The sequence below is a fragment of the Psychrobacter sp. PG1 genome, from assembly GCF_014897815.1.
Taxonomy (GTDB): Bacteria; Pseudomonadota; Gammaproteobacteria; order Pseudomonadales; family Moraxellaceae; genus Psychrobacter.
In genome coordinates this window covers 22,039-44,551 of record NZ_JABUZG010000049.1, presented here as the reverse complement: position 1 = coordinate 44,551, position 22,513 = coordinate 22,039, and the positions used below count along the sequence as shown (strand labels likewise).

18 protein-coding genes and 1 riboswitch are annotated in these 22,513 nt (G+C 42.3%); of the genes, 14 read left to right on the top strand and 4 right to left on the bottom strand.

The window, feature by feature from the left end; all coding sequences use genetic code 11:
- Positions 1–113: 113 nt before the first annotated feature.
- From INT03_RS05455 to yfaE, 11 genes are all read left to right on the top strand, one after another.
- Positions 114–1,040, top strand: a complete 927-nt coding sequence (locus INT03_RS05455; RefSeq protein ID WP_193007966.1) for a bestrophin family protein — start codon at positions 114–116, stop codon at positions 1,038–1,040.
- A gap of 373 nt (positions 1,041–1,413) precedes the next feature.
- Positions 1,414–1,533: riboswitch (TPP riboswitch) on the top strand.
- 138 nt (positions 1,534–1,671) lie between these two features.
- Complete coding sequence (gene tenA, locus INT03_RS05450; protein ID WP_193007964.1) at positions 1,672–2,319, top strand: thiaminase II; 648 nt, start codon at positions 1,672–1,674, stop codon at positions 2,317–2,319.
- Positions 2,320–2,507: 188 nt separating this feature from the next.
- On the top strand, positions 2,508–3,206 hold the full coding sequence (locus tag INT03_RS05445; protein WP_193007962.1) for a class I SAM-dependent DNA methyltransferase: 699 nt from the start codon (positions 2,508–2,510) through the stop codon (positions 3,204–3,206).
- Positions 3,207–3,462: 256 nt separating this feature from the next.
- Complete coding sequence (locus INT03_RS05440) at positions 3,463–3,783, top strand: YbeD family protein (protein ID WP_045446256.1); 321 nt, start codon at positions 3,463–3,465, stop codon at positions 3,781–3,783.
- Positions 3,784–4,308: 525 nt separating this feature from the next.
- A complete protein-coding gene (gene nrdA / locus INT03_RS05435; protein ID WP_193007960.1) occupies positions 4,309–6,585 on the top strand; it encodes a class 1a ribonucleoside-diphosphate reductase subunit alpha in 2,277 nt (758 codons plus the stop codon).
- Between the two features lie 172 nt (positions 6,586–6,757).
- Complete coding sequence (locus INT03_RS05430; protein WP_193007958.1) at positions 6,758–7,678, top strand: hypothetical protein; 921 nt, start codon at positions 6,758–6,760, stop codon at positions 7,676–7,678.
- Positions 7,679–7,978: 300 nt separating this feature from the next.
- Positions 7,979–8,230, top strand: coding sequence for a type II toxin-antitoxin system Phd/YefM family antitoxin (locus tag INT03_RS05425; RefSeq protein WP_193007957.1), 252 nt, complete (start codon positions 7,979–7,981; stop codon positions 8,228–8,230).
- The gene (locus tag INT03_RS05420) at positions 8,220–8,507 is read left to right on the top strand and encodes a type II toxin-antitoxin system RelE family toxin (protein WP_193007955.1); all 288 of its coding nucleotides are present in this window, start codon (positions 8,220–8,222) and stop codon (positions 8,505–8,507) included. The genes INT03_RS05425 and INT03_RS05420 overlap by 11 nt, the downstream gene beginning before the upstream one ends.
- A 36-nt stretch (positions 8,508–8,543) precedes the next feature.
- Entirely contained in the window at positions 8,544–8,927 is a 384-nt protein-coding gene (locus INT03_RS05415) for a hypothetical protein (RefSeq protein WP_193007953.1), read from the top strand.
- Positions 8,928–8,999: 72 nt separating this feature from the next.
- The gene (gene nrdB, locus INT03_RS05410) at positions 9,000–10,133 is read left to right on the top strand and encodes a class Ia ribonucleoside-diphosphate reductase subunit beta (RefSeq protein WP_045446160.1); all 1,134 of its coding nucleotides are present in this window, start codon (positions 9,000–9,002) and stop codon (positions 10,131–10,133) included.
- A 52-nt stretch (positions 10,134–10,185) separates the two neighbouring features.
- A complete protein-coding gene (gene yfaE / locus INT03_RS05405; RefSeq protein ID WP_045446158.1) occupies positions 10,186–10,452 on the top strand; it encodes a class I ribonucleotide reductase maintenance protein YfaE in 267 nt (88 codons plus the stop codon).
- Positions 10,453–10,593: 141 nt separating this feature from the next.
- Here yfaE and INT03_RS05400 read toward each other — a convergent pair whose 3' ends face one another.
- Positions 10,594–11,922, bottom strand: a complete 1,329-nt coding sequence (locus INT03_RS05400; RefSeq protein WP_193007952.1) for a S1C family serine protease — start codon at positions 11,920–11,922, stop codon at positions 10,594–10,596.
- 315 nt (positions 11,923–12,237) lie between these two features.
- Between INT03_RS05400 and INT03_RS05395 the strand changes: the two genes are divergently transcribed.
- Positions 12,238–13,071: a Nif3-like dinuclear metal center hexameric protein gene (locus INT03_RS05395; protein ID WP_193007950.1), complete on the top strand. Its 834-nt coding sequence runs from the start codon at positions 12,238–12,240 to the stop codon at positions 13,069–13,071.
- Positions 13,072–14,135: 1,064 nt separating this feature from the next.
- Positions 14,136–15,344, top strand: a complete 1,209-nt coding sequence (locus INT03_RS05390) for a transglycosylase SLT domain-containing protein (protein ID WP_193007940.1) — start codon at positions 14,136–14,138, stop codon at positions 15,342–15,344.
- A 139-nt stretch (positions 15,345–15,483) separates the two neighbouring features.
- On the opposite strand, the gene INT03_RS05385 is transcribed toward INT03_RS05390, so the two are convergent.
- The 3 genes from INT03_RS05385 to INT03_RS05375 all read right to left on the bottom strand — a co-directional run bounded on the left by INT03_RS05385 (position 15,484) and on the right by INT03_RS05375 (position 21,055).
- Positions 15,484–18,483, bottom strand: coding sequence for a LysM peptidoglycan-binding domain-containing protein (locus INT03_RS05385; RefSeq protein WP_193007934.1), 3,000 nt, complete (start codon positions 18,481–18,483; stop codon positions 15,484–15,486).
- A 348-nt stretch (positions 18,484–18,831) separates the two neighbouring features.
- Positions 18,832–19,326 carry a nuclear transport factor 2 family protein gene (locus tag INT03_RS05380; RefSeq protein WP_060490899.1) on the bottom strand — a complete coding sequence of 165 codons (495 nt, stop codon included), beginning with the start codon at positions 19,324–19,326 and terminating at the stop codon, positions 18,832–18,834.
- A gap of 445 nt (positions 19,327–19,771) precedes the next feature.
- A complete protein-coding gene (locus INT03_RS05375; RefSeq protein ID WP_087815657.1) occupies positions 19,772–21,055 on the bottom strand; it encodes a CNNM domain-containing protein in 1,284 nt (427 codons plus the stop codon).
- A gap of 539 nt (positions 21,056–21,594) precedes the next feature.
- Between INT03_RS05375 and yajC the strand changes: the two genes are divergently transcribed.
- The gene (gene yajC, locus INT03_RS05370; protein WP_045446152.1) at positions 21,595–21,924 is read left to right on the top strand and encodes a preprotein translocase subunit YajC; all 330 of its coding nucleotides are present in this window, start codon (positions 21,595–21,597) and stop codon (positions 21,922–21,924) included.
- The last annotated feature ends 589 nt before the right edge of the window (positions 21,925–22,513 follow it).

Below are 22,513 nucleotides of genomic sequence, written 5' to 3'. Positions count from 1 at the left end.
AGTGAATTATACTATATATTTTGGGTTTGGTATTAGTAGGTTTTTATCCTATAATGCAATCTTACACTATATACTATGCTAGAAATATATACGTACCACCGCTAGGAAACACCATGATTGTCCGGCAAACCCCAAACGCTCTCAAGATACTTTTTACCCTGCACGGCTCTGTCATTCCAAAAATTTATCCGCAAATTTTGCTGATCGCGCTTCTCAGCACACTTATAACAATTATTCAGCACTGGCTTCCTGACTCTTTTCCTTATTATGGTATGGCTCCTTTTACCTTGCTAGGAATCGCGTTGTCGCTATTTCTTGGATTTCGTAACAATGCCAGTTATCAACGCTGGTGGGAAGCTCGAGGGCTTTGGGGTCAGTTGGTATATGATGCGCGTAGCTTAACCCGTCAAGTGCTTTCTTTTATAGATGCTAATACCGAGAATGGGCACGAGACTGGGCGAACGATGATTTACCTAACCATTGCTTTTGCGCATGCTGTGCGCCATCGCCTGCGCGGATCGTCACCTTGGCATGATGTCGAGCCTTTTGTCGCATCAAAACACCATGATAGTATGCGCCAAGCGCGCAACCTACCTGATTATATTATGCGCCTCATGGGTAAGCAGCTCGGCGACATTCGGCGTCAAGGACTGGTATCAGAGCAAGTCATACAGAATATGGACGAGCGCCTGACGTCTATGACCATTGTATTGGCAGCCTGCGAGCGCATTCATAATACACCGCTACCGTTTGCTTATATGCTGCTGGTCCATCGCACGACCTATCTGTATTGCATCATGTTGCCTTTTGGCTTGGTGGCCTCGCTCGGTTGGGTGACCCCACTGATTTGTGCCGTGATCGCTTATACCTTTTTTGGTTTGGATGCCCTCAGTGAAGAGCTAGAAGAGCCTTTCGGCTTAGCCGCCAACAAGCTACCCCTGACTGCATTGTCGCGTACTATCGAGATTAATCTGCGAGAAGCACTAGAAGAGGCAGATATTCCGCCTGAGATCACTCCTATCAATGGTTATTTACCATAGCCTCTTAGCTGAACGCCTATAAATCATAAAGCAATCAATGCTAAATGAGACAGTGCCCCATAAACATATTGACTTAATTTATGAGATATTTTTTATATACCCTACCGTCGGGTAGCTAAATAATATAGGCAATAGTAGAGCGTTTATGAATAAAAAATGCATTTGAAAATAGTGCTTTCTCTCGCCATTATCGTGGTATTTGACTAGCTTAATAAAAGGTAAAAACTTGCCTATTTACGCTTGTAAGACAACCTTTATTCATGATTTTTTGCGCATCACTTGCTAATGATGGCTGAATTCGTCTACCATAGAGCCGATTGCTTAAGTACGAGCAGTTTAAACTTATGTAAACTTTATATCTATTTCTGAAAAATAAACCTTGTCGGGGTGCTTTGATTTTTGATGCTTTAACTACAATTCAAAATCATGGCTGAGAGTTACCCGCGAACCTGATGCAGTTAGCACTGACGTAGGAAACAAGCGTGACATTTTATAGCACACCTCTTAAGCATCTATTGCTAAGCAAGCCTTGCTGGTTTATTCACATAATCTGGTAAGGTTTTTTTGTGCCTGCTCACTGATCACCTCCTACTCTTTGCTTACTCGCATTTTATAACAGTAAGTGAATACTATGAACTACCAAACGTTACGCCACCATTGCCCAACATGGGATGACTACATTCAGCATGATTTTGTCAAACAGCTAACGGCAGGTACGCTCGCCCCTGACAGCTTTCGTCACTACCTTGTGCAAGACTATTTATATCTTATTCACTATACCCGTGTGATGGCGTTGAGCGTGTATAAGAGTGATACGCTGGCACAAATGCATGTCGGTCAAGCAGGCATCAACGCCATGCTCGATATGGAAATTGGCATGTATCTCGATTTATGTCATGAGTGGAACATCCCACTTAAAGAAGTAGAAAGCGCCCCTGAATCTGCCGTGACTATTGCCTATAGCCGCTACCTATTGGACGCTGCGATGTCAGGCTCATTGGCTGAGCTTTATGCGGCGATTGCTCCTTGTTTGATGGGTTATGGCGAAATTGGCAAACGCATTAAAGAACAAGGTTTTGTCGCGGACAATCCTTACCAGCCATGGATTGATGTCTTTGCCAGTGACGAATTTCAAGCGATTACCGCGCAGAATGAAGCGCAGATTAATACGCTACTAGCGCAGGCCAACCCCACTCAGGCAGACAAATTCAAACAGTTATTTAATACTGCTTCACGTATGGAAGTGAATTTTTGGCAGCAGGCGCTTGATCTGTCCTAGCCCCTATGCAAGGTGCTAGCTTTATGGCAAATTTAACGTCACGTACTATTCAATATAGTTGATTCAATTTAAAACAGTGACAAGGCAACCAAGTGCAGATGTATGAGTAATACTTTAAGCGAGGTTAACGCTGTCACTCTTTTATAGTGGATTAACGATACAACAAAAAATACTCAAGGAGAAACATCATGGCAGCATTCGATGAACACGCAAGCGCGTATGACAGCTGGTTTTTTGACAACCAAAACTTACTGACCAGTGAGCTAAAACTGGTCGCTCATTTTTTAGATAAGGACAGTGAGATATTGTCTATCGGCTGCGGTAGTGGACTGCTTGAGTCACTATTGGCGCAGGATTATGATATCCATATCAGGCACGGCATTGAGCCTTCAAAAGACATGGCCGCCATTGCCGAAAAACGCGGTCTGCAAGTGGATATTAGTCCTGCCGAGACTTGCGATATTGAGCCAAATAAGTTTGATATCATCATGTTTAACGGCAGTGTCAGCTACATCAACGATTTGGATATCTGTATTAAAAAAGCATTTGATGCCTTAAAAACGGGCGGCAAATTGATTGTTATCGATGTGCCAAAAGAAAGCGGTTTTGCGAGCTTATATAATTTGGCAAGCTCATTAAATACTTGGGAGCATCCGCTACTTGCGCATATCTCTCCTGCTGACCCCTATCCTATTGAGCTGGTTAAATCAGCAAATTGGCGCACCTCTGATGAAAAAATCGCGCTGATGCAAGCCAATGGTTTCGTCGATTTTGAGTATGCACAAACCTTACTGACCCATCCTATGTATGCCAATGACAAGGTGCAAGAAGTCGTCGAAGGCTACGACCGTGGGGATTATGTCGCTGTTTGTGCTTATAAAAAATGAGCTGATAGGTGTATTTGCGTGTGATTAGCATGGATGACTGAGCAAAATTTATGACAGATCACAGTGATCCATAGCATACTGTCATTGCCATGTTAGCACTTGAATTATAAGTTTAGTGCCACTATAAATGGTGGATAAAGCTCTTATGCTAATAGCTAACATTTAATAAAGCGAGGCACACATCATGACTGACGATCCAAAAGACAGCACCAATCAAAACAACAACCAAGCACCAACAAATGAAAAATCAGTAAAAATGACCAACCTAACGCCCAATCAAGGTGTGATCACAGGCAAAAGGACGGATATTCAAAATCCTGAGCTTTGGGACTTTCCAATGAACTATCCACTTAGCATCATTGGTCATGAAGGCGAGCGTGAGAACTTACTCAACGAAGTGAAGCTTATCTTGGGCAGTCAGTTCCCTGATTTTGATTTGGCCTCGATAGAAGTGAAACCGTCTAAAACGGGTCGCTTCCATTCAGCACGGGTCAATCTATATCTTACAGCAGCCGATCAGGTCAATGTGCTGTATGCCTCACTCGACGCTGCCAAAACAGTTCGTTTGGTCGTATAAATAGATAATTGTCGTTTAAAAAAAGCCAGCCGCTTTTCCGTCGAAATCGTCATTCATACGGGTGGCGATTTTTTGTGGTTTGCTGTACAATCTGCGCCCTCATTATTATTGTTCTATGTCCCCTTATTGGTGGGTCATTTACTCGCGAATAAAAAGCAAATGATCATACGATTTTTACAAAAAACTTATTATTTGAGTCAATCGCGTCTAACCCTTACCCCATCGTCCTTTGCTAAAATTCGGACACAGCACAACCTCACAGCAACATAGTTTGATGCTAAAATCAATATAGTATTTTCAAAATTTTCCCGCTATATTGTGCCTACCTACTAACAAACACGCTATATGTAGTACTCAGTGAATTTAATTGTCACTATGAGTAGCGGTAGATTTTTGCCTAAAAAAACACCTATCGCGGCGCAAGCATCGTAGCATTATAAAGAATGCCTGCCGTTTACTGACTGTGCAGCATCACTATAAGCAACATTATAAATAATTACCAAGTTATCAACTTAAGAGGGCAACATGACACACATCGACAAAATCAAAGTGACCAAACGTGACGGACGATTAGAGCTTATTGATTTGGATAAAATTCATAAGGTAATCGAGTGGGCAGCTCACAATTTGGATAATGTGTCTGTGTCGCAAGTTGAGCTAAAGTCGCACATTCAGTTTTATGAAGGTATCAAGACTCGCGATATTCACGAGACCATCATCAAGTCAGCAGCAGATCTTATCTCTGAAGATACGCCTGATTATCAGTATTTGGCTGCGCGTTTGGCGATTTTCCATCTGCGTAAAATTGCTTACAATAAATTTACCCCGCCGCACCTTTATGATCATGTCAAAAAACTGACCGACGCAGGAAAATACGATCAGCATATCCTAGCTGATTATAGCCGTGCTGAGTTTGATGAATTAGAAGCTTATCTTGATCACTGGCGCGATATGAACCTTGCTTATGCCGCTGTTGAGCAAATGGCAGGTAAATACCTCGTCCAAGACCGTGTCAACAAGACCGTCTTTGAAAGCCCGCAGTTCTTGTACATGCTGGTTGGTATGTGTTTGTTTAGCCGTTATGACAAGTCAGACCGTTTGGACTACGTAAAGCGTTTTTACGATGCGACGTCGCAATTCAAAATCTCGCTACCAACACCTATCATGGCAGGCGTGCGTACCCCATCGCGTCAGTTTAGCTCATGCGTATTGATCGAATGTGGTGATAGCCTAGACTCGATCAACGCGACCACCAGCGCCATCGTACGCTATGTGTCACAGCGTGCTGGTATCGGCATCAACGCGGGTCGCATCCGCGCCCTTGGTAGCCCTATCCGTGGCGGTGAAGCGCAGCATACGGGTTGTATCCCATTCTATAAACTGTTCCAAACTGCGGTGAAATGCTGCTCACAAGGCGGCGTCCGTGGTGGTGCAGCGACGTTGTTTTATCCACTATGGCATTTAGAAGTCGAGTCATTACTGGTACTCAAAAACAACCGCGGCGTGGAAGACAACCGTGTCCGTCATATGGATTATGGCGTACAGTTAAATAAAACCATGTACACTCGCCTAATCAAAGGTCAAGACATCTCGTTATTCTCACCAGGTGACACCCCTGGCTTGTATGATGCGTTCTTTGAAGATCAAGACAAATTCGAAGAGTTATACACCAAGTACGAAAATGACCCTGCTATTCGTAGCCGTCAAATCCCAGCAGCCGACTTGTTCAGCCTAATGATGCAAGAGCGTGCGAGTACGGGTCGTATCTATATCCAAAACGTCGATCATTGCAACACCCATAGCCCATTTGACGCGAGCGTTGCGCCGATTCGTCAGTCAAATCTATGTATGGAAATCGCCCTACCGACCAAGCCACTAGATAACATCAATGACGAAGCAGGCGAAATCGCGCTTTGTACGTTATCAGCGGTCAACTTGGGTAAAGTCGACAACGTCAGCGATATCGAAGAGCCAGCCGAGCTCATCGTCCGTGCGCTTGATGCCCTGCTCGACTATCAAGACTATCCAGTCAAAGCAGCTCAAAACGGCAGCATGCGTCGCCGTACGCTCGGTGTGGGCGTGATTAACTATGCGTATTACCTTGCGAAAAATGGCGTGCGCTATTCGGACGACTCAGCATTAGGTCTCACCCATCAAACGTTTGAAGCGTTGCAATTTTATCTCTTGAAAGCGTCAAACAAATTGGCAAAAGAGCAAGGCGCGTGTCCTGCGTTCAATGAGACGACGTACTCACAAGGTATCTTGCCGATTGATACGTACAAAAAAGACTTGGATAAAATCTGCCAAGAGCCGCTACATCTCGATTGGGAAACGCTGCGTACTGAAATCACTACTCACGGTCTGCGCAACTCTACTCTAACTGCCTTGATGCCGTCTGAGACCTCTAGTCAGATCGCCAACGCGACCAACGGTATCGAGCCACCACGCGGTCTGGTCTCTATCAAAGCGTCAAAGGACGGCATCTTAAAGCAAGTCGTGCCTGAGATTGATAAGCTAAAAAATCAGTATGAGCTACTATGGCAAATGCCAAACAATGATGGTTACCTAAGGCTGGTCGCTGTCATGCAGAAATTCGTCGATCAAAGTATCTCTGCCAATACCAACTACGATCCCGTTCGTTATGAAGGCGGTCGTGTACCGATGAAGATATTGCTAAAAGACTTGCTAAACGCGTATAAGCTGGGCGTGAAGACGTTGTACTACCATAACACGCGTGATGGTGCGAACGATGCGCAAGCGGATATGGAAGATGATTGTGCTGGCGGTGCATGTAAGATCTAGGTTTGCAAGAGAAACTCTTTAAATAGAATTTTGACGGATAGCGGGTTTGGCTTTTGGGTCAAGCTCGCTGTTCACTTTAATATACAAAGTCCATGTATAGGCCGAAAGTAAAACATTATAAGTGAGTATTCATTTTTCAAGTTAGTAACTTATTTTTTATAAGGAAAGTTAGATGAAATTTAAAGGGAATTCCGTACGTTCATTGACTAAGTTATTAAAAATTGCAGGAAATGCTGAGAAAGTTAGATTAGCAGTTCCATTGGAAGATATTTCCAAAAATTTACTGACGCTTATAGGATTTGATAAAAATCCTAGTATAGGTGATTATTTGATTCCTGCTATATTGGGTAACTTTACAAAGTTTAATGCTAGTGGGAAAGAAATAAAGCGTGAAGATCTTCCCAAAGTACCACAATCTATTATGTTTTATGGAGCTTCGAGAGATTGGCAAGGTGGCACCCACTATGGTTTGAAAACAAGAACTGCTAAAAAGTATCCTCGAGAATATGTTGCTGCACCTTCTGAAACCTTTGAGATAGTTGATATTGACAATAGCTTATTTTTATCTTCTTCTATTTTGGATTTAAACGATACAGATGAAACTAGAAATATACATGTAACGAATTTAATGCTTGAATGCTTTTCAGAGTTCAATATATACGATGTTGAAAAACAAGAGATAGTCGGTCCCCGATTAAAGCACCTACAATGGGATATTTTACCTTCAGGTCAGTATCCTTGGAGTAAAGCTAAAGATATTATTTCTCAGAGAATAGAGCATTTAGAAGAGAAAGATAGAAAAGTGATTGAATACAGAATGAGAGTAATCTCTCAGAAAGAGCCAGACTTTTTAGCTACGGGACGCGCAGGGTTTAATGGTTACTTTGTTTATGGTTTTACTAGCGAAGATGTATACATTCTTGAAAGTATGGAATTTGATAATGCGACATATGTGTTTAATAGTGAATGGGAAGAACTATCAAAGCTAACGAAAAATCAAATTATCAATAGCGATCTTCCACATCAACGAATTATACATAATAGAGCATGGGCGTTATCTATAAATCGTGCCATATCAAACGGCATAGGGTGAGTTAGAATTGTAGGGTGCGCTCAAACGAAAAAGCCGTTAAGAAAAAATAAAGACGCCTTAACAAGGCTTTTTAGCCCTGACTATAGCGATATCCTGCTAACGACGATGGCGATGCAGGCTGTGTTTGGGAGTGGTCGCTCGAAGTATTTGTAGGGTGCGCCAAGCGCACCGACAACATGAAAATTGTGTTTAACCATACGCGAGGCGCACCCTACAAAATATATAGATTAACAAATAAGACCTAATTTCTGTGCTAATATTAGCCCTATATATAGACCTAATATTAGTGGAGAATAAATTATGCAGCCAATATTTGCAACACAAACAGCCAGTATATCAGAGTTAAAGACCAACCCTTCGGCACTGATTAAACAGTCAGACGGCGAGTCCATTGCTATTCTAAACCACAATAAACCCGTGGCTTACTTAGTTTCCACAGACGTATTCGAGCGCATGATGGAAGCGATGGACGACATGGCATTAAGCCAAACCGTTAGCGCACGGATGAATGACGGGCAAACATCTATAAAGGTCACATTGGATGACTTATAATCTTGAGTTTCATCCTCTCGCGTTAAAAGAATGGAAAAAGCTAGCGCCCAGTATTCAGCAACAGTTTAAGAAAAAATTACAGCAGCGATTGTCAAACCCTCATGTGCCTGCGTCAAAACTATCGGGACATACCGATACTTATAAAATCAAATTACGCACCGTAGGCTATCGTCTGGTATATACCGTAAAAGATGATGTGGTAGTGGTTTATGTATTAGCAGTAGGTAAAAGAGAGAATAACAAAGTATATGATGCGCTTGCGACACGCCAGCCATAATTAAAACACACAAACAATAAAAACGACGGAGGTCATGTGCAATATACCGCAATCATCAAAGACGGTGGTTTGTTTATCCCAAACGTATTTTCAGACCTAAACGATGGTGGCTCGCATATCGTACAAGTAGAAGTCGACATCGCAGACGTCCGTGAGCAATTAGGCGAAGGCACAGCAGCAAAACCAGAAGCATTAAAGAAAGTCGCTACAAAAGTATTGAAAAAACCAGTAAAGAGAGTGACTAAAAAAGACGTACAGAAAGAAATGCAGCAACTATCAGATGATGATGGCTTGAGTGCGCTGCGTAAGAGTGCGATCGATGAATTGGAAGGTTTGGACGATAGCGAGCTGAGTGAGATATTTAAAGCGTATATGAATGATGGACAGACGTCAGAACAGATATCTTTAGAGCACTTGTAATATAATTCAGTCAAACTAAATATAGTCAAAACCCTATAACCTAATAACCATATCAATGATAAAGGCAGTCCCATGACTTATTCGATTTTTTCCCAAACGCCAAACAATGCGCTAACAGAGCCGATGTTTTTTGGTAATCCGGTCAACGTGGCGCGTTACGACCAACAAAAGCACCCTATCTTTGAGCAATTGATCGAAAAGCAGTTGTCTTTCTTTTGGCGTCCAGAAGAAGTCGATGTATCACGTGATCGTATGGATTATGGTAATCTGTCGTCACACGAACAGCATATCTTTATCAGTAACCTAAAGTATCAAACGCTACTCGATTCTATCCAAGGTCGTAGCCCAAACGTCGTGCTATTGCCACTGGTATCGATTCCTGAGCTTGAGACATGGATTGAGACGTGGACGTTTTCTGAGACCATTCACTCGCGCAGCTATACCCATATCATTCGTAATATTATCAATGACCCTGCTATCGTCTTTGATGACATTATGCAAAACGATCATATCCTAGAGCGCGCCGCCGATATCGCCAAGTACTACGATGACTTGTATTATAACTCATCGCTATACAACTTATACGGTGCAGGCACGCACACGATCAATGGTAAGCAAATTACCGTCGATTTAAAATCGCTGAAAAAGCAGCTTTACTTGTGCTTGATGGCAGTCAACGTCTTAGAAGCCATTCGCTTTTATGTGTCATTCGCTTGCTCTTTTGCCTTTGCTGAGCGTAAGCTGATGGAAGGTAATGCCAAGATTATTAAATTGATTGCTCGTGATGAAGCGCTACATCTAACGGGCACGCAGCATATTCTTAACCTCATGCGCATCGGTCGTGATGATCCAGAGATGGTCGACATTGCCAAAGAATGCTATGAAGAAAGCATCGAGATATTCCGTAAAGCGGCTGAGCAAGAAAAAGAATGGGCAGGCTATCTGTTTAAAGACGGCTCAATGATTGGTCTCAATAAAGACATTCTGTGCCAATACATCGAATATATCACCAACTTACGTATGGAAGCGGTTGGCTTACCAGTGGCATTCCCGAATTCTAAATCAAACCCAATCCCGTGGATTAACACATGGTTGTCATCTGACAACGTACAAGTTGCCCCACAAGAGACGGAAATCAGCTCATACTTGGTGGGTCAAATTGACTCAGATTTATCAGACAGCGATTTTGATGATTTTGAGCTTTAGAGGCAGTATAAAAGACAGCGAAAAATGCTAGGGAAACAAACAGGATAAAACTATGACTTGGGTAATGACGAGTAAGAAACAATTTTACTTGCATGACGATGAAAGCTTGCTTGATGGATTGCTACGCACCGGACATGATATCAATTATCAATGTAAAGAAGGTTATTGTGGCAGCTGTCGCATCAAGCGTATCGCCAGCTCACACGTCATTGACTATCCGTTTGCGCCCCTTGCCATGATTGATGAAGACGAGATACTGCCCTGCTGTTGCCGTGTACAGGGTGTGATTTATATCAATCACGAGCCTACTATAGAGTAATATTAACCAAAATAGTGCTAAAAAAGTCGAAACAAAAAGCGCGTTATCTTCAAGATAACGCGCTTTTTTACTGTCTATACATCGTTCAAGCCATTTTGACTAAGCTTATTTTGATTGAGCTTTATGTGATGAAGAATCACCTTATAAAGGCGCGCCATCTCTTTCAAACAGCTGCAACAGCTCTTCACGCATACGGTCGCGCTCGGCTTCTGACATCATCGGCACATCTTGTCTCTCACCTTGTAAATTTGGATCTTCTATACCACCAACATTTTCATCAAGAATCACGACCGGACGTTCCATCGGCTCTTGCGCTGGACGCTCTTCTAACAGGATTTTAACTTGGGCATTTTTGCCACGGCGTAATATTTGCGCATTCAGCGTGGTATTCGGTGCTTTACGAGCGACATACTGAATCAAGGTATTGGCATCCGTCATCTCAACACCGTCAATCGTCAAAATAATGTCGCCGATACGCAGACCACTCTTAGCAGCAGGACTCTTAGGAACGACATTAAGCACTTCTACCCCAGTCGAGGTTTCAAGCTGCGTTGGGTCACGTAACTGTGACTGTATCTCAATCCCCAACCAACCACGGCTCACCTTACCATCTTTGATAATGGCATTCATCACTTGCTCAACGATAGCGGTAGGAATAGCAAAACCGATACCCATAGAGCCGCCAGAGCGTGAGTAAATGGCCGTATTAATACCAATTAATTCGCCATAAGCATCAACGAGTGCGCCGCCCGAATTACCTGGGTTAATCGCTGCATCGGTCTGGATAAAGTCTTCAAACTTGTTGACCCCAAGCCCAGTACGTCCTGTCGCCGAGATAATTCCTTGCGTTACCGTTTGGCCGACACCGAACGGATTACCAATCGCTAATGCAACATCGCCAACTCGGATAGGTTCTTTACGAAAACCAAGTGGTGCCAAACCGGTCATATCTACTTTAATCACTGCCAAATCACTGTCTGGATCTGTGCCAACGATTCTAGCGCGGCTCTTACGACCATCATTAAAGGCGACCGTAATTTCATCGGCTTTTTCGATCACATGGGCATTGGTCACGATATAGCCATCTTCTGAGACAATCACCCCAGAGCCTAAATTGGTATTGCCCTGCTCTTCTGACGGTGCACCATGGAACTCAAAAAAGCGGCGCAACACAGGATCATTCATATAAGGATGCTCTGCCATCGTTTGCGTGGTGTAGATATTCACGACTGATTGTGAGGCGCGAGCAACCGCATTATGATAAGAAGAAATCGCTGCGGGTGTATCAGAAACCGGTGCTGACGCTTGCTGCTCAGCAGGTGTGGTTCTGGGCGGCTCCCATGCCTGCTCTGATGCCGTCTTCATACTCGCAAACAACCAAATAAATGCGGCAATCACGACTAGCAATAAAACCCAAGGTAACCATTTTAATACAGACGCCTTGCTGCTGGTGTTCCGAGATGACGACATATAAAACCTCTATAAATTTGATACAAACAGACGAAGATAAATAAGGTGAGAAGCATGGTATATATTAGGACGCATTGAGCAGCATTTATCAAACGTTCACAGTCCACTAGATGGTTGTTTTTTTGCACTATCTATACGGCACGCTTACATGTATAAATTATAACCGCCAATACTACACAGTTGTAACGTATCGTGTACCATTTCAGTGAGTAGGATTGTCTATCCTACTGTAGCCACATGTTAAAATACTCATTATCAAAAGCCACATGTTAGCGATAAATGCTTGCCCCACTGAATCAATTATAAAGGAATACCATGACCACACACAATATCGCAACCGAGCCCTCAAATACCGCCATTACCGTTCAAGCGCTAACCACATTCTGTGATGACTATTTATCAGCAGATGCTTTTAAAGATTATGCCCCTAATGGTTTACAAGTAGATGGGGGTCGACCTATCAAACGCATCATCACTGGTGTAACGGCTTGTGAGGCGTTGATTGATGCGGCGATTGCTGATAATGCAGACGCCATTATGGTGCATCATGGTTATTTTTGGAAAGGCGAACCTGCCCCCATCACTGGTATGAAAGGTCAGCGTATCCGTAAACTTATGCAGCATGGTATCTCTTTGATTGGTTATCATCTGCCGCTCGATGCCCATCCCGTCATTGGTAATAATGCCAAGCTGGCTGACGCATTAAACATGACCGTTATCGGCGCTTTATACCCTAGTGAGTCTCATCCAGTGGGTAATATCGCCACTTGTACCCCGCAGAATGCTCAAAGCCTCATTACTCACATTACTCAGACGCTAGGACGATTGCCATTACATATCTCTGCCAATTATAGCGCACCGAATAGTACAAGCGCTCATATCGATGATAACAGAATTATCGAACATGTGGGCATTTGTACGGGCGGCGCACAGGATATGATCGAACAAGCTGCATTGATGGGCTGTGACGCCTTTATCTCTGGCGAAATATCAGAACGTACCACCCATATTGCCCGTGAGCTGGGCATTGATTATTTCGCTTGTGGACATCACGCGACAGAACGCGGCGGTATTCAAGCACTTGGTCACCTAGTTTCTCAGGCATTTGGCATACCCGTGACCTTTATAGATATTGATAACCCTGCTTAAGCTGTGTCCTCAACTCTACTCATAGCTATCTAAATTTAGAATAATTTTCGAAAAACAAGGCTAATAACAATCAGTATGGTTGCCCAATATGCATGATTTTTGCGGCTTCAATTTTCAATAGTGCATCAATAACAATGGCCTTTTTAACCGTCTATAGCCCAATTGTTAAGTTTTATCGCTAATTTCTTAACCACACTTGAATAATCCAGGGAATATCCGCATATTAATATCCGAAGAAAGAATGTCTTGTCATGAGGCTTCCCATTTATTACAGCTTCCGGTTATGGTACTTAAATGAGTATAGCCGCCTAAAATCTCACTATGTTGTATAGCTATTGAGGTCATATAGATAACGAGATTTTGGACGGTTTACTAATAGACACACTGTGCGTGATATATTTTCAGCAGCATGGTATGTCTTGATTTAAGTGTCGCGATACTGGGTTAGCAACCGCTAATTGATAGAATGTTTGAGTAAATTTTCTATCATTTTTTTATTAATAATGAGAATAGTGACTTGCTTACCCTTATTGCTGGACAAAAAATTAATCACTGTTGACTCTATTACAAATGATTTAAAGACGACATGGTCATTAATATCAGCATAGAAAAGCTGGGTGTATAAGCACCCCGCACATTCTATGTTTTGTCTCAATAACTTAGTTCATGACCTTACCTATGTTTAATATATAGTTGTTTTATTCTTAGCTCTATCTGTGCATCGATGAAGGAATCATCCGATTTATATCCTTCTCGGTGTTGTGCGTTCATAATTTTGTATTCATACTTTATATCGATGTTTTATATTGATATTTTGAGAGATTTTTTAGCCCTCTTATGTGATACACCGAATACGCCAGTAGATAACCAGCTAATTAAAAACTGCACCGCTACATCTGATAAAAATTCATTAGCGGCACTATTATTAAATAAGATGACGACGCACTTATCTTATTAAGAAGTGCGTGTTTGTCTAAAATGCGACATCGATGTATGACTACTTTATAAGCATACATTCATAAGCGTTTTACGGTAAGCAGGATGGCTAAAATCAGGAGACATCCATGCAGCGTATTACTTATCGTGTGAAAGTATCTGCGCAAGGGGCTAGATGCCGTATTTCTTATTTACTGCGTCCATCTAAACGCCTACCGAACACTAAAAGTAACATCGTTTCATCCGTTACCCCGACGACATCGAGTCGTTTTTCTAGAACCAAAAAGCTGGCCCAAGTTTCTAGTATTGCCCTTCTCTCTTTACCTGCTGAGAGTCTGACGACGATGCGTGCGCCAGTGCCAGCCTATGATAACGTCATGCTAGAAAGCACGTTAACCATCGCTGCCGTCCCCGGTGACAGCACTTATTTTGCGACTGACGGTTTTCAACATGGCTTTGGTTTTGATTTGGTACGTACTTATGCTGACGAGCTTGGCGTTGATATCGATCTAAAAGCGTATGCCAATGAAGAAACTGCCCTAAAGGCGCTGAGATCGGGCGAGGTAGACATGGCATTGACAACGGCCAGTACACAGTTAAAGAGCAAGTTTAACTTATCCTCTATCAACATCAGTTGCGGCTATGACGCCAGCTTAACAAAGAATGGTTTACATCCAAAAGTCAGTTGGACGTTCAATTCATCCAATGACCCATTATCACAAAAAGCCAGTTACTTTTTATGTGACAGCATTAAGCTAAAAAACACACAAAAACTTGCTGCCTTTTACAATCAAAACTTGCTAAAAGACGCCTATAGCCAAGATCATTTCCAAAAAACGTTGACCGAAAAACTGCCTGATTATCAATCGTCTTTTGAAGAGCAAGCACGCAATTATAATCATGATTGGGAATTATTGGTGGCCATGGGTTACCAAGAATCACACCTTGATGCCAATGCCGTATCTCCAACGGGCGTGCGTGGGCTTATGATGTTGACCAATAATACAGCCAAAGCAATGGGGGTCTCAGATCGCGTCGATCCCTACCAAAGTATCGGCGGCGGCGCACGTTATTTAGAGCAAATGAAAGATGACTTTGCTGATGTGCCAAAGACAGATCGTATTTGGTTTGCGCTTGCCGGCTACAACATGGGACCAAATGCAGTAAAGAGTATTCAGCGTAAACTGCGAGATCAGGGTATTGATGATAAAAGCTGGGCGAACGTTTATGCGTACTTAGGTGACAATAAAGCTACCAATAGTCGTTATGGCCAAGCCATGCATTATGTTAGCAATATTAGAAGTTATCTTGAGACTATCAAAACTCAAACCGTCTAGTTAATAAGTGCTATTAGATATTTTGAGAATTGAATTTTATAGATCAAAAAAGCTGCTCTTATAAAGAGCAGCTTTTTTGTGCAGAATGATCTGTCTTAATCGTATTTACTTGGCTATTATTTTACTAAGCCACTTACTCTTAACGATTAGGCACGGTCAAGCGCTGACCACGCTGTAGCATCGTATCCGCCGCGATATTATTCATTTCAGCCAATTCTTGCGTAGAGACGCCATATTTACGTGCTAAGCCAATCAAACTGTCTCCTGACCCAACGGTGTAGCTCACTGTGAGCTTTGGTACTTTAAGCGTTTGCCCACGCTGTAACTGGGCATTGGTCGCGAGATCGTTGGTCGCAGCCAAGTCGTCTATCGAAACACCAAATTGACGTGCCAAAGCAATCAAACCATCACCTGATTTAACTTTATAGCTTTCGGTATTGCCCAATTTTTTGCCACTGCTCGCTGTGCTAGTCGCGGCAGTGCTACTAACCGAACTACTGCTTTGATTATTGCTACTAGAGGTCGCTACAACGCTGCCACTGGCAGGAATCGTAATCGTACGACCGAGTATCAAATTAGAGTTGGTTTTCAGGTTGTTCGCTGTTGCCAAGTCACTAAGACCGATATTATAACGTTGCGCCACGCCTGTTAACGTATCGCCTGATTTTACTTTATAACTGACAGTTTTATCATTTAGCTGACGATCAACCAATCCTTTAGACACGGGTACTTTGATGGTTTGACCACGTTGTAAGCGTGCTTTTGCGTCAAAGTTGCTATTCACCGCCGCCAGCTCAGCTGGACTAATACCTACGCTATTGGCAATGCCAATCAAAGTATCGCCAGATTTTACTTTATAGTTGGTGGTTGCCACCGAACTTGAGCTGCTGTTACGGCTACTAGCGCTTGAGGTGTTTGCTACATCGAAATCGACACTTGCAGGTACTTTTAGAGTTTGACCAACATATAGTGAGCTTGTAGTGCTCATATTATTGAGGCTGGCAAGTGTATCAGTTGAAACATTGAACTGACGTGCGAGAGCAATCAAGCCATCGCCCGCTTTTACTTTATAGTTCTTAGTAGCGGTGCTTGATTTACTTGGCTTGGTCGAGGGAGCGGCAGGTGTGGTCACTGGCGCAGTCACCTTACCTGGTATCAGCCATAGCTTTTGACCACGTAGTAAATCCGCTCTACTACTCAAATTATTGTAGGTTGCCAACTGAGTCACCGATAGACCAAAGCGGTTAGCAGTACCAATCAGCGTATCGCCGCTTTGTACTACATAGCTCTCTGGTTGGCTTGCCGAGGCATTGTTAGCTGTGCTTAACGGTTCGATGGTTTTTGCATTGTATAAGTATAAGGTACTGCCTGATAGCAGCTTAGAGCTGGCATCTATTTGATTCCATTCAGCGATATCGCGCCAACTGACACCCGCACGGCTGGCGATATTAGACAAGGTATCACCACGCTTGACGGTATAAGTGGTACGTGCACCTTGGGGTTTTGGCTTGCTTACTGATGTTTTTGCAAAGCTAAGCTTTTTCTCTTCGCCACTGGCTTCTAGAATAGACTGCTGCGTCTGTACGGCGGATAAATTAATATTACCATCAGCATTGATCACATTGGTTTCAGGCGTGTTACTGCGAATTTGATTGGCAATAAAATCACGCTCTTCTTTGCTCAGTGGTGGTTCTTGGACAATCGTATTATTCTGTGTAATCTGAGCAGAGGTGGTCGGTAGACTGTTGCTGCTTTTTAGCTCAGCATTGATCTTGTTGGTTTCTGCCGTGCTCAATGGTGGCTCAGTACGCACCGAGGCGTTATTACTGTAGACAGAGCTGCTAGTAGGCGTGGCTGATGGTGATATATAACTGGTCGTTTGCTGCGGCACACTAGCGCTTGCAGCATAATCAGCCAAGGCGCTACCTGTCGATGGTAATGAGGAGCCAGTATAGGGTTTGTTGTTATAGCTTGGCGTCGTGGTCGTGCTACTTGGTGTGCTTGTATTACTCGATGCCAGTATATTGCCCGTACCATTGCCTCTCAATGAGCTCAATTTAACGTCGGTATTAAGACTCACATCATTAGGAATAATAATACGCTGGGGACCAGAAGAGTCTACACGCCCTGATGTTAAGGCAGTATTTAGCCTTTCTAATTCGTCGTAGCTCACGCCTGTCATTTGCGCAACTTCAGCCAAGCTCACGCCATAGTTCACTGGTACACTACGGAAATGCTGACGGTTGGCAATAGCAGGCAAGTAGACACCATATTGCTCAGGCTTGGCAACAATTTCCGCTACCGCCAAGAAACGCGGCACGTAGTTCATCGTTTCAGTAGGCAATCTCAGAGACCAATAATCTGTCGGTAAACCCTGAGCTCTATTAGCATCAATGGCCTTTTGCACGCGACCAGGACCCGCATTATAAGCGGCTAATGCTAACTCCCAACTGCCAAACTGGTTATGCAGTGCGGTCAAGAAGTCATAAGCGGCGCGAGTTGATTCGATGACATCACGGCGACCATCATAGGTACTGCTTTGATTCAAACCATAAATACGACCCGTACTTGGAATGAACTGCCATAAGCCTGCTGCTGCCGCACTACTGGTACCGCTTGGATCGTAAGAGCTCTCAATGACAGGTAACAAAGCCAGCTCTGTCGGGATATTACGACGCTCAGCTTCTCGTACGGTGTGATAGATATAGCGACTGGCACGTGCAGTTAAACGATTTAAATAGTCTTGTCGACTGGTAAACCAGCTTTTTTGCCCTTCGATACGCTGATTATAAGTCGGCTGACCGCCATTCATACGATAGCCAGCACGTAAGCGACTCCATAAATCACCATACTGCTGAATAGCAAGTTTGTTGCCTTCCACCATAGTCATGTCAGTGGCTTCGAGTAAATCGGCTAACTCATCCAAACTATCTGCATCTAAATATGCCGTTGAATAGTCCGTACTGCTGCTTGCTACAGGCGCTTTAGTAGCTGGGCGTTTAGTAATAACAGATGAGCTATTGGTCGCACCCTTTTTTACCGCTGACGTATTGCTACAAGCACTGATAAGTAGAGTTGATACCGCAAGCGTCAATGGCAACGCAATAAATGAGCGAGATTTTGATAGCACAGTATACATGATATTGGAAGTTTCCTAACGACAGAAAGTGATAAGATAAAGTTGCTTGCTAGTATAGTATGCAATGTGAAGCAAAGACCAGTCTAATATAAAAAGATAATCATCATAAGTTGAGTCAATTTTCAGACCTCTCACGAAATGCAATCAATCATTTAATTATTCAACATTGTGGATCTGTATGGCTATTTATGATGGAATGCTTAGCTTTAGAAGACCCTACTTAAAGCACTATTTTTTGATTATCCATTGATAAAGACGCTTCTTAATCAATGCTTATCCATTAATACCTAATTGTTGATAATGCCTGATTGCTGACTAGCCAGTACTGAGTTATTGGTCGAGTAACGATTAATTAATCGTTACTTGTGATACGGCACGTAGCAGCACCGCATTACCAGTCGATAACGTCAGCGTCACTCTTGATGTAGTGACAAATGAAACATTTTTACCATCTTTTACCCAACTCTCATTGGTCGTCACATTGGCTTTGGCCTGATCGCCCGTAATAACAATGTTATCCACAGAAATATCATAACGATAATTAGAGGTATTATTCCAACTATTTTGCAACAACTTCAAATAAGCATCTTTATCTAAACTGGTAGACTTACCTTTTCTAGATAATGAAATCAGTGCATCGTCAGAGACAAGACGCGCGACCTGATTGACATTTTGGCTATTCGCTGATGACTTCATTGCTGCTATATAGTTCTGTACCAAAGCTTCGGTCATGGCTGCCGCTTGTGCACTGATACTTACAGTACTTACAACGGTCACTACCGCCGCCACGCTGGCACTTTTTAGCAATAATGCCAAAAGCCCTTTTCCCCATAATCGTTTCATCATAATCCTTAGCAATGCTGTTATCGTTGTTGCCATCTTTTGATGACTAACGTTTTTTATTGATTAAATATAGTAGTCGTTTATTACTAATTAACATCATGATAAATGAAGCGAGCACTGGCTAGCATGTGCCCTCTTCATTCTAATTGTAAAAAATATCTGTTTAATCATCACCTACTTATTAATGATGACAGCGTACTTTTACCATAGAGTGAGACTATCATTCAATTCTCACAGCTATGTGACACCCTGTGTAATTATTGCGAATACTAAAATACCAACCATATGGCACAATTATTTCTGAAAATATGAGTCACTGCCCATCGTTATCATAAATACAAAATATACTAACTGAGCCGCTTACGCAGTACACGATTCAGTTTTTGCTCCAGTTTTGATTCGCTTTCTGTCAATCTAATCTAAATTTAATAAGCCAAACGGAAGCTTACTTAGCGTCCGTACTATTATCTTCGTATTGTTGTTCATCATCACTAAGCTTCATGCCCAATCGCTCTACTCGTCTGTCCATCATTTGTCGAGCCAGTGCTTGCATGTCTTCGACGCGGTCTATTTCATCCACAATCTCAAGTCCCAATAGCGTCTCAAATACATCTTCTAAAGTAACCAAACCTTTGACTTCACCATACTCACCGACTGTAATCGCAATATGTATACGGTTTTTTAGCATCAGCTCTAACAAATCAAACAGTTTCATTTTTGAAAAAACAAAAGTAATGTCACGTTTAAACTGAGTCAATGGCTTGTGCATCGCATGATTTACTTTTGCTAATAACATGTCTGTTTTTAATACGAAACCTGTGATGTTATCTAAGTCACCATCATAAATTGGCAGTCGTGAAAACGTCAATTTTGGGCGATCAACCAATAATTCAGCGACTGTTTTGTTTTCTTCAAACGCCAACATCACCGAACGCGGGGTCATGATATCTTCGACTTTGATCGCACCAAATGCTAGTAAATTGCGAATAATGCGCGATTCTAGTGGGTCAATCTGTCCTGACTCTTCACCGATACTGGCAAGTGCCGCAAATTCACGACGACTGAATGCTTGGGGTTCTTTGCCACGTACTAGCAATTTGGTTAACTTTTCTGAGATCCAAATAAGTGGATACAACAGCAGGATAATGCCTCGCACGAAGTAAGCGACCATACCGCTTAGTTGACGCCAGTATAGTGTCCCAAGCGTTTTTGGAATAATTTCAGATAAAAACAAAATCGCCAAGGTCATAATGGCAGAAAACAGTCCAAACCAAGCACTACCAAACACAATCGTGGCTTGGGCACCAGCACCGATAGAACCTAATGTATGAGCCACTGTATTCAAAGTCAAAATAGCCGCCAATGACTGATCGATATTATCAACCTTTAAGCGTCTTAGCATATTTGCTTTTTTCGGATTGCTTTCTTGAACATCAGCGATATAAGACGGCGTCATGCTCAGTAATGCAGACTCAGCCAATGAACAGACAAACGAGATACCGATAGCGACAACCACAAAAAGTATGAGTAATAGCACACTGATCGCGGTCGGCTCTGCTAAAGCATCAGCGGCAAAAGCTGGATATGGCAATAGCAGCATCGCCGTCAGTGCTGATAATCCAGCAATTGAATTGGTACGACTAAGACGCTTTGAATAGCGTGATGTCGGAGGAGGTTTAGCAGACGCTTCTTTACAAGCGCGCGGACGACATAAACGAGGTACAAACATAAAAGTGGTAAACAAGTTAGGTAACCTAAACAGAAAAAAGTAAAAGGGATAATAATATAATGAGCAAACGATACTAAATCACTAAAAACAAACATGATTAACTAGCTATTAGTTATCTGCTAAAACGATGGTAACTCGCTGCTCAAAACTGATTTAGCAGCAGATAATAGGATCTATTATATACTAATAAACCGTGTGCTAAATGCAGGGAATTATTGCCATTTGATAGTAGCATTGATGATGCTATTTCACAATAAGACGCTATTGTTAAGTCTTTGTTTTTTGGTATCCTTGACCATATCTTTTGCTACGCTACTACTACCTAGCATCCATTCGCTGCTTGAATTTTGTTATACTTTCAGCGCTTTGGCGTCACTTATATGATGTGGCAAAAATATTACCGCAAAAAGTAATGACCGCTAGCATGCCATTACCTTAAGAAAAACATACTCAGCCTATGATTAACAGTTACCAAGTCTGGGATTTTTTGTTACTATGCGTTTAATTTTATTATTACCTATGACTTACTGAGAGAAATTATGTTGTTATTTATCCAAGCTGCCCATGCTGCACCAGAAGCTGCTGGTGCGATGTCACTATTTAGTCAAATACTATTACCTGTTGCTTTTTTTGCGATTTTTTACTTCTTAGTCATTCGTCCGCAATCTAAGCGTACCAAAGAACATCGTGCCATGGTCAATGCATTGACTGTCGGTAGCGAAATCATTTTTGCTGGTGGTTTGATGGGTCGTATCAAAGCCATTGAAGGTGACTATGCAGTGGTCAGCCTAAACAATAATACTGATGTCAAAGTACAACGTGCTTCTGTTATTTCAGTGTTACCTGCTGGCACAATCGAAAGCGTTTAATGATTGATTGAAATATTAGTCGTGTTTTATTGATGATTACTAGGGCGTGTCCTCATTTTAAAAATGGGGGTAAAAATGAAATAAACTGCCGTCAAACAAGGAAAGTAGCGCAAATAATATCGAGATATTAATAAGCTATTTGACGACGTTTGGCAAAATTTAGCCATTTTTAGCCCATTTAGAGGATAATCGATTGAATTGAGGACACGCCCTAATCTTTCATTAATAAATATAGTGATTAATACAGTGCCTAAGAATGACCGTACCTTATTTTACGGTCATTTTTCGCTATAGAGCAATGATGTAAAAACAGTCTCATAGAGTATAGACAATTTATGTTTATGCTTTTGACCATGCTGTCTTTATTGATTTTATCAGTGGTATTTTGCTGACTATATATTTTTGATGATTATATTTTGATGATTATATAAAGATACGTCTGTATTATTTGCTCTACTGTTTTACTATCATCGCGGATGATCGCAATGGTGCATGATGACGACTGCTAGATACAGCACTCAACCATTGCTATCGCTAACTTCCCATCTGCTAACTTGTGGCCTACGTCGCCAGTCGTTTATCAACCTAA

Excerpts from the sequence above, each read along its gene's own strand:
- INT03_RS05455 (WP_193007966.1), top strand. The coding sequence starts at position 114 with ATGATTGTCCGGCAAACCCCAAACGCTCTCAAGATACTTTTTACCCTG.
- tenA (WP_193007964.1), top strand. The coding sequence starts at position 1,672 with ATGAACTACCAAACGTTACGCCACCATTGCCCAACATGGGATGACTAC.
- INT03_RS05445 (WP_193007962.1), top strand. The coding sequence starts at position 2,508 with ATGGCAGCATTCGATGAACACGCAAGCGCGTATGACAGCTGGTTTTTT.
- INT03_RS05440 (WP_045446256.1), top strand. The coding sequence starts at position 3,463 with ATGACCAACCTAACGCCCAATCAAGGTGTGATCACAGGCAAAAGGACG.
- nrdA (WP_193007960.1), top strand. The coding sequence starts at position 4,309 with ATGACACACATCGACAAAATCAAAGTGACCAAACGTGACGGACGATTA.
- INT03_RS05430 (WP_193007958.1), top strand. The coding sequence starts at position 6,758 with ATGAAATTTAAAGGGAATTCCGTACGTTCATTGACTAAGTTATTAAAA.
- INT03_RS05425 (WP_193007957.1), top strand. The coding sequence starts at position 7,979 with ATGCAGCCAATATTTGCAACACAAACAGCCAGTATATCAGAGTTAAAG.
- INT03_RS05420 (WP_193007955.1), top strand. The coding sequence starts at position 8,220 with ATGACTTATAATCTTGAGTTTCATCCTCTCGCGTTAAAAGAATGGAAA.
- nrdB (WP_045446160.1), top strand. The coding sequence starts at position 9,000 with ATGACTTATTCGATTTTTTCCCAAACGCCAAACAATGCGCTAACAGAG.
- yfaE (WP_045446158.1), top strand. The coding sequence starts at position 10,186 with ATGACTTGGGTAATGACGAGTAAGAAACAATTTTACTTGCATGACGAT.
- INT03_RS05400 (WP_193007952.1), bottom strand. The coding sequence starts at position 11,922 with ATGTCGTCATCTCGGAACACCAGCAGCAAGGCGTCTGTATTAAAATGG.
- INT03_RS05395 (WP_193007950.1), top strand. The coding sequence starts at position 12,238 with ATGACCACACACAATATCGCAACCGAGCCCTCAAATACCGCCATTACC.
- INT03_RS05390 (WP_193007940.1), top strand. The coding sequence starts at position 14,136 with ATGCAGCGTATTACTTATCGTGTGAAAGTATCTGCGCAAGGGGCTAGA.
- INT03_RS05385 (WP_193007934.1), bottom strand. The coding sequence starts at position 18,483 with ATGTATACTGTGCTATCAAAATCTCGCTCATTTATTGCGTTGCCATTG.
- INT03_RS05380 (WP_060490899.1), bottom strand. The coding sequence starts at position 19,326 with ATGAAACGATTATGGGGAAAAGGGCTTTTGGCATTATTGCTAAAAAGT.
- INT03_RS05375 (WP_087815657.1), bottom strand. The coding sequence starts at position 21,055 with ATGTTTGTACCTCGTTTATGTCGTCCGCGCGCTTGTAAAGAAGCGTCT.
- yajC (WP_045446152.1), top strand. The coding sequence starts at position 21,595 with ATGTTGTTATTTATCCAAGCTGCCCATGCTGCACCAGAAGCTGCTGGT.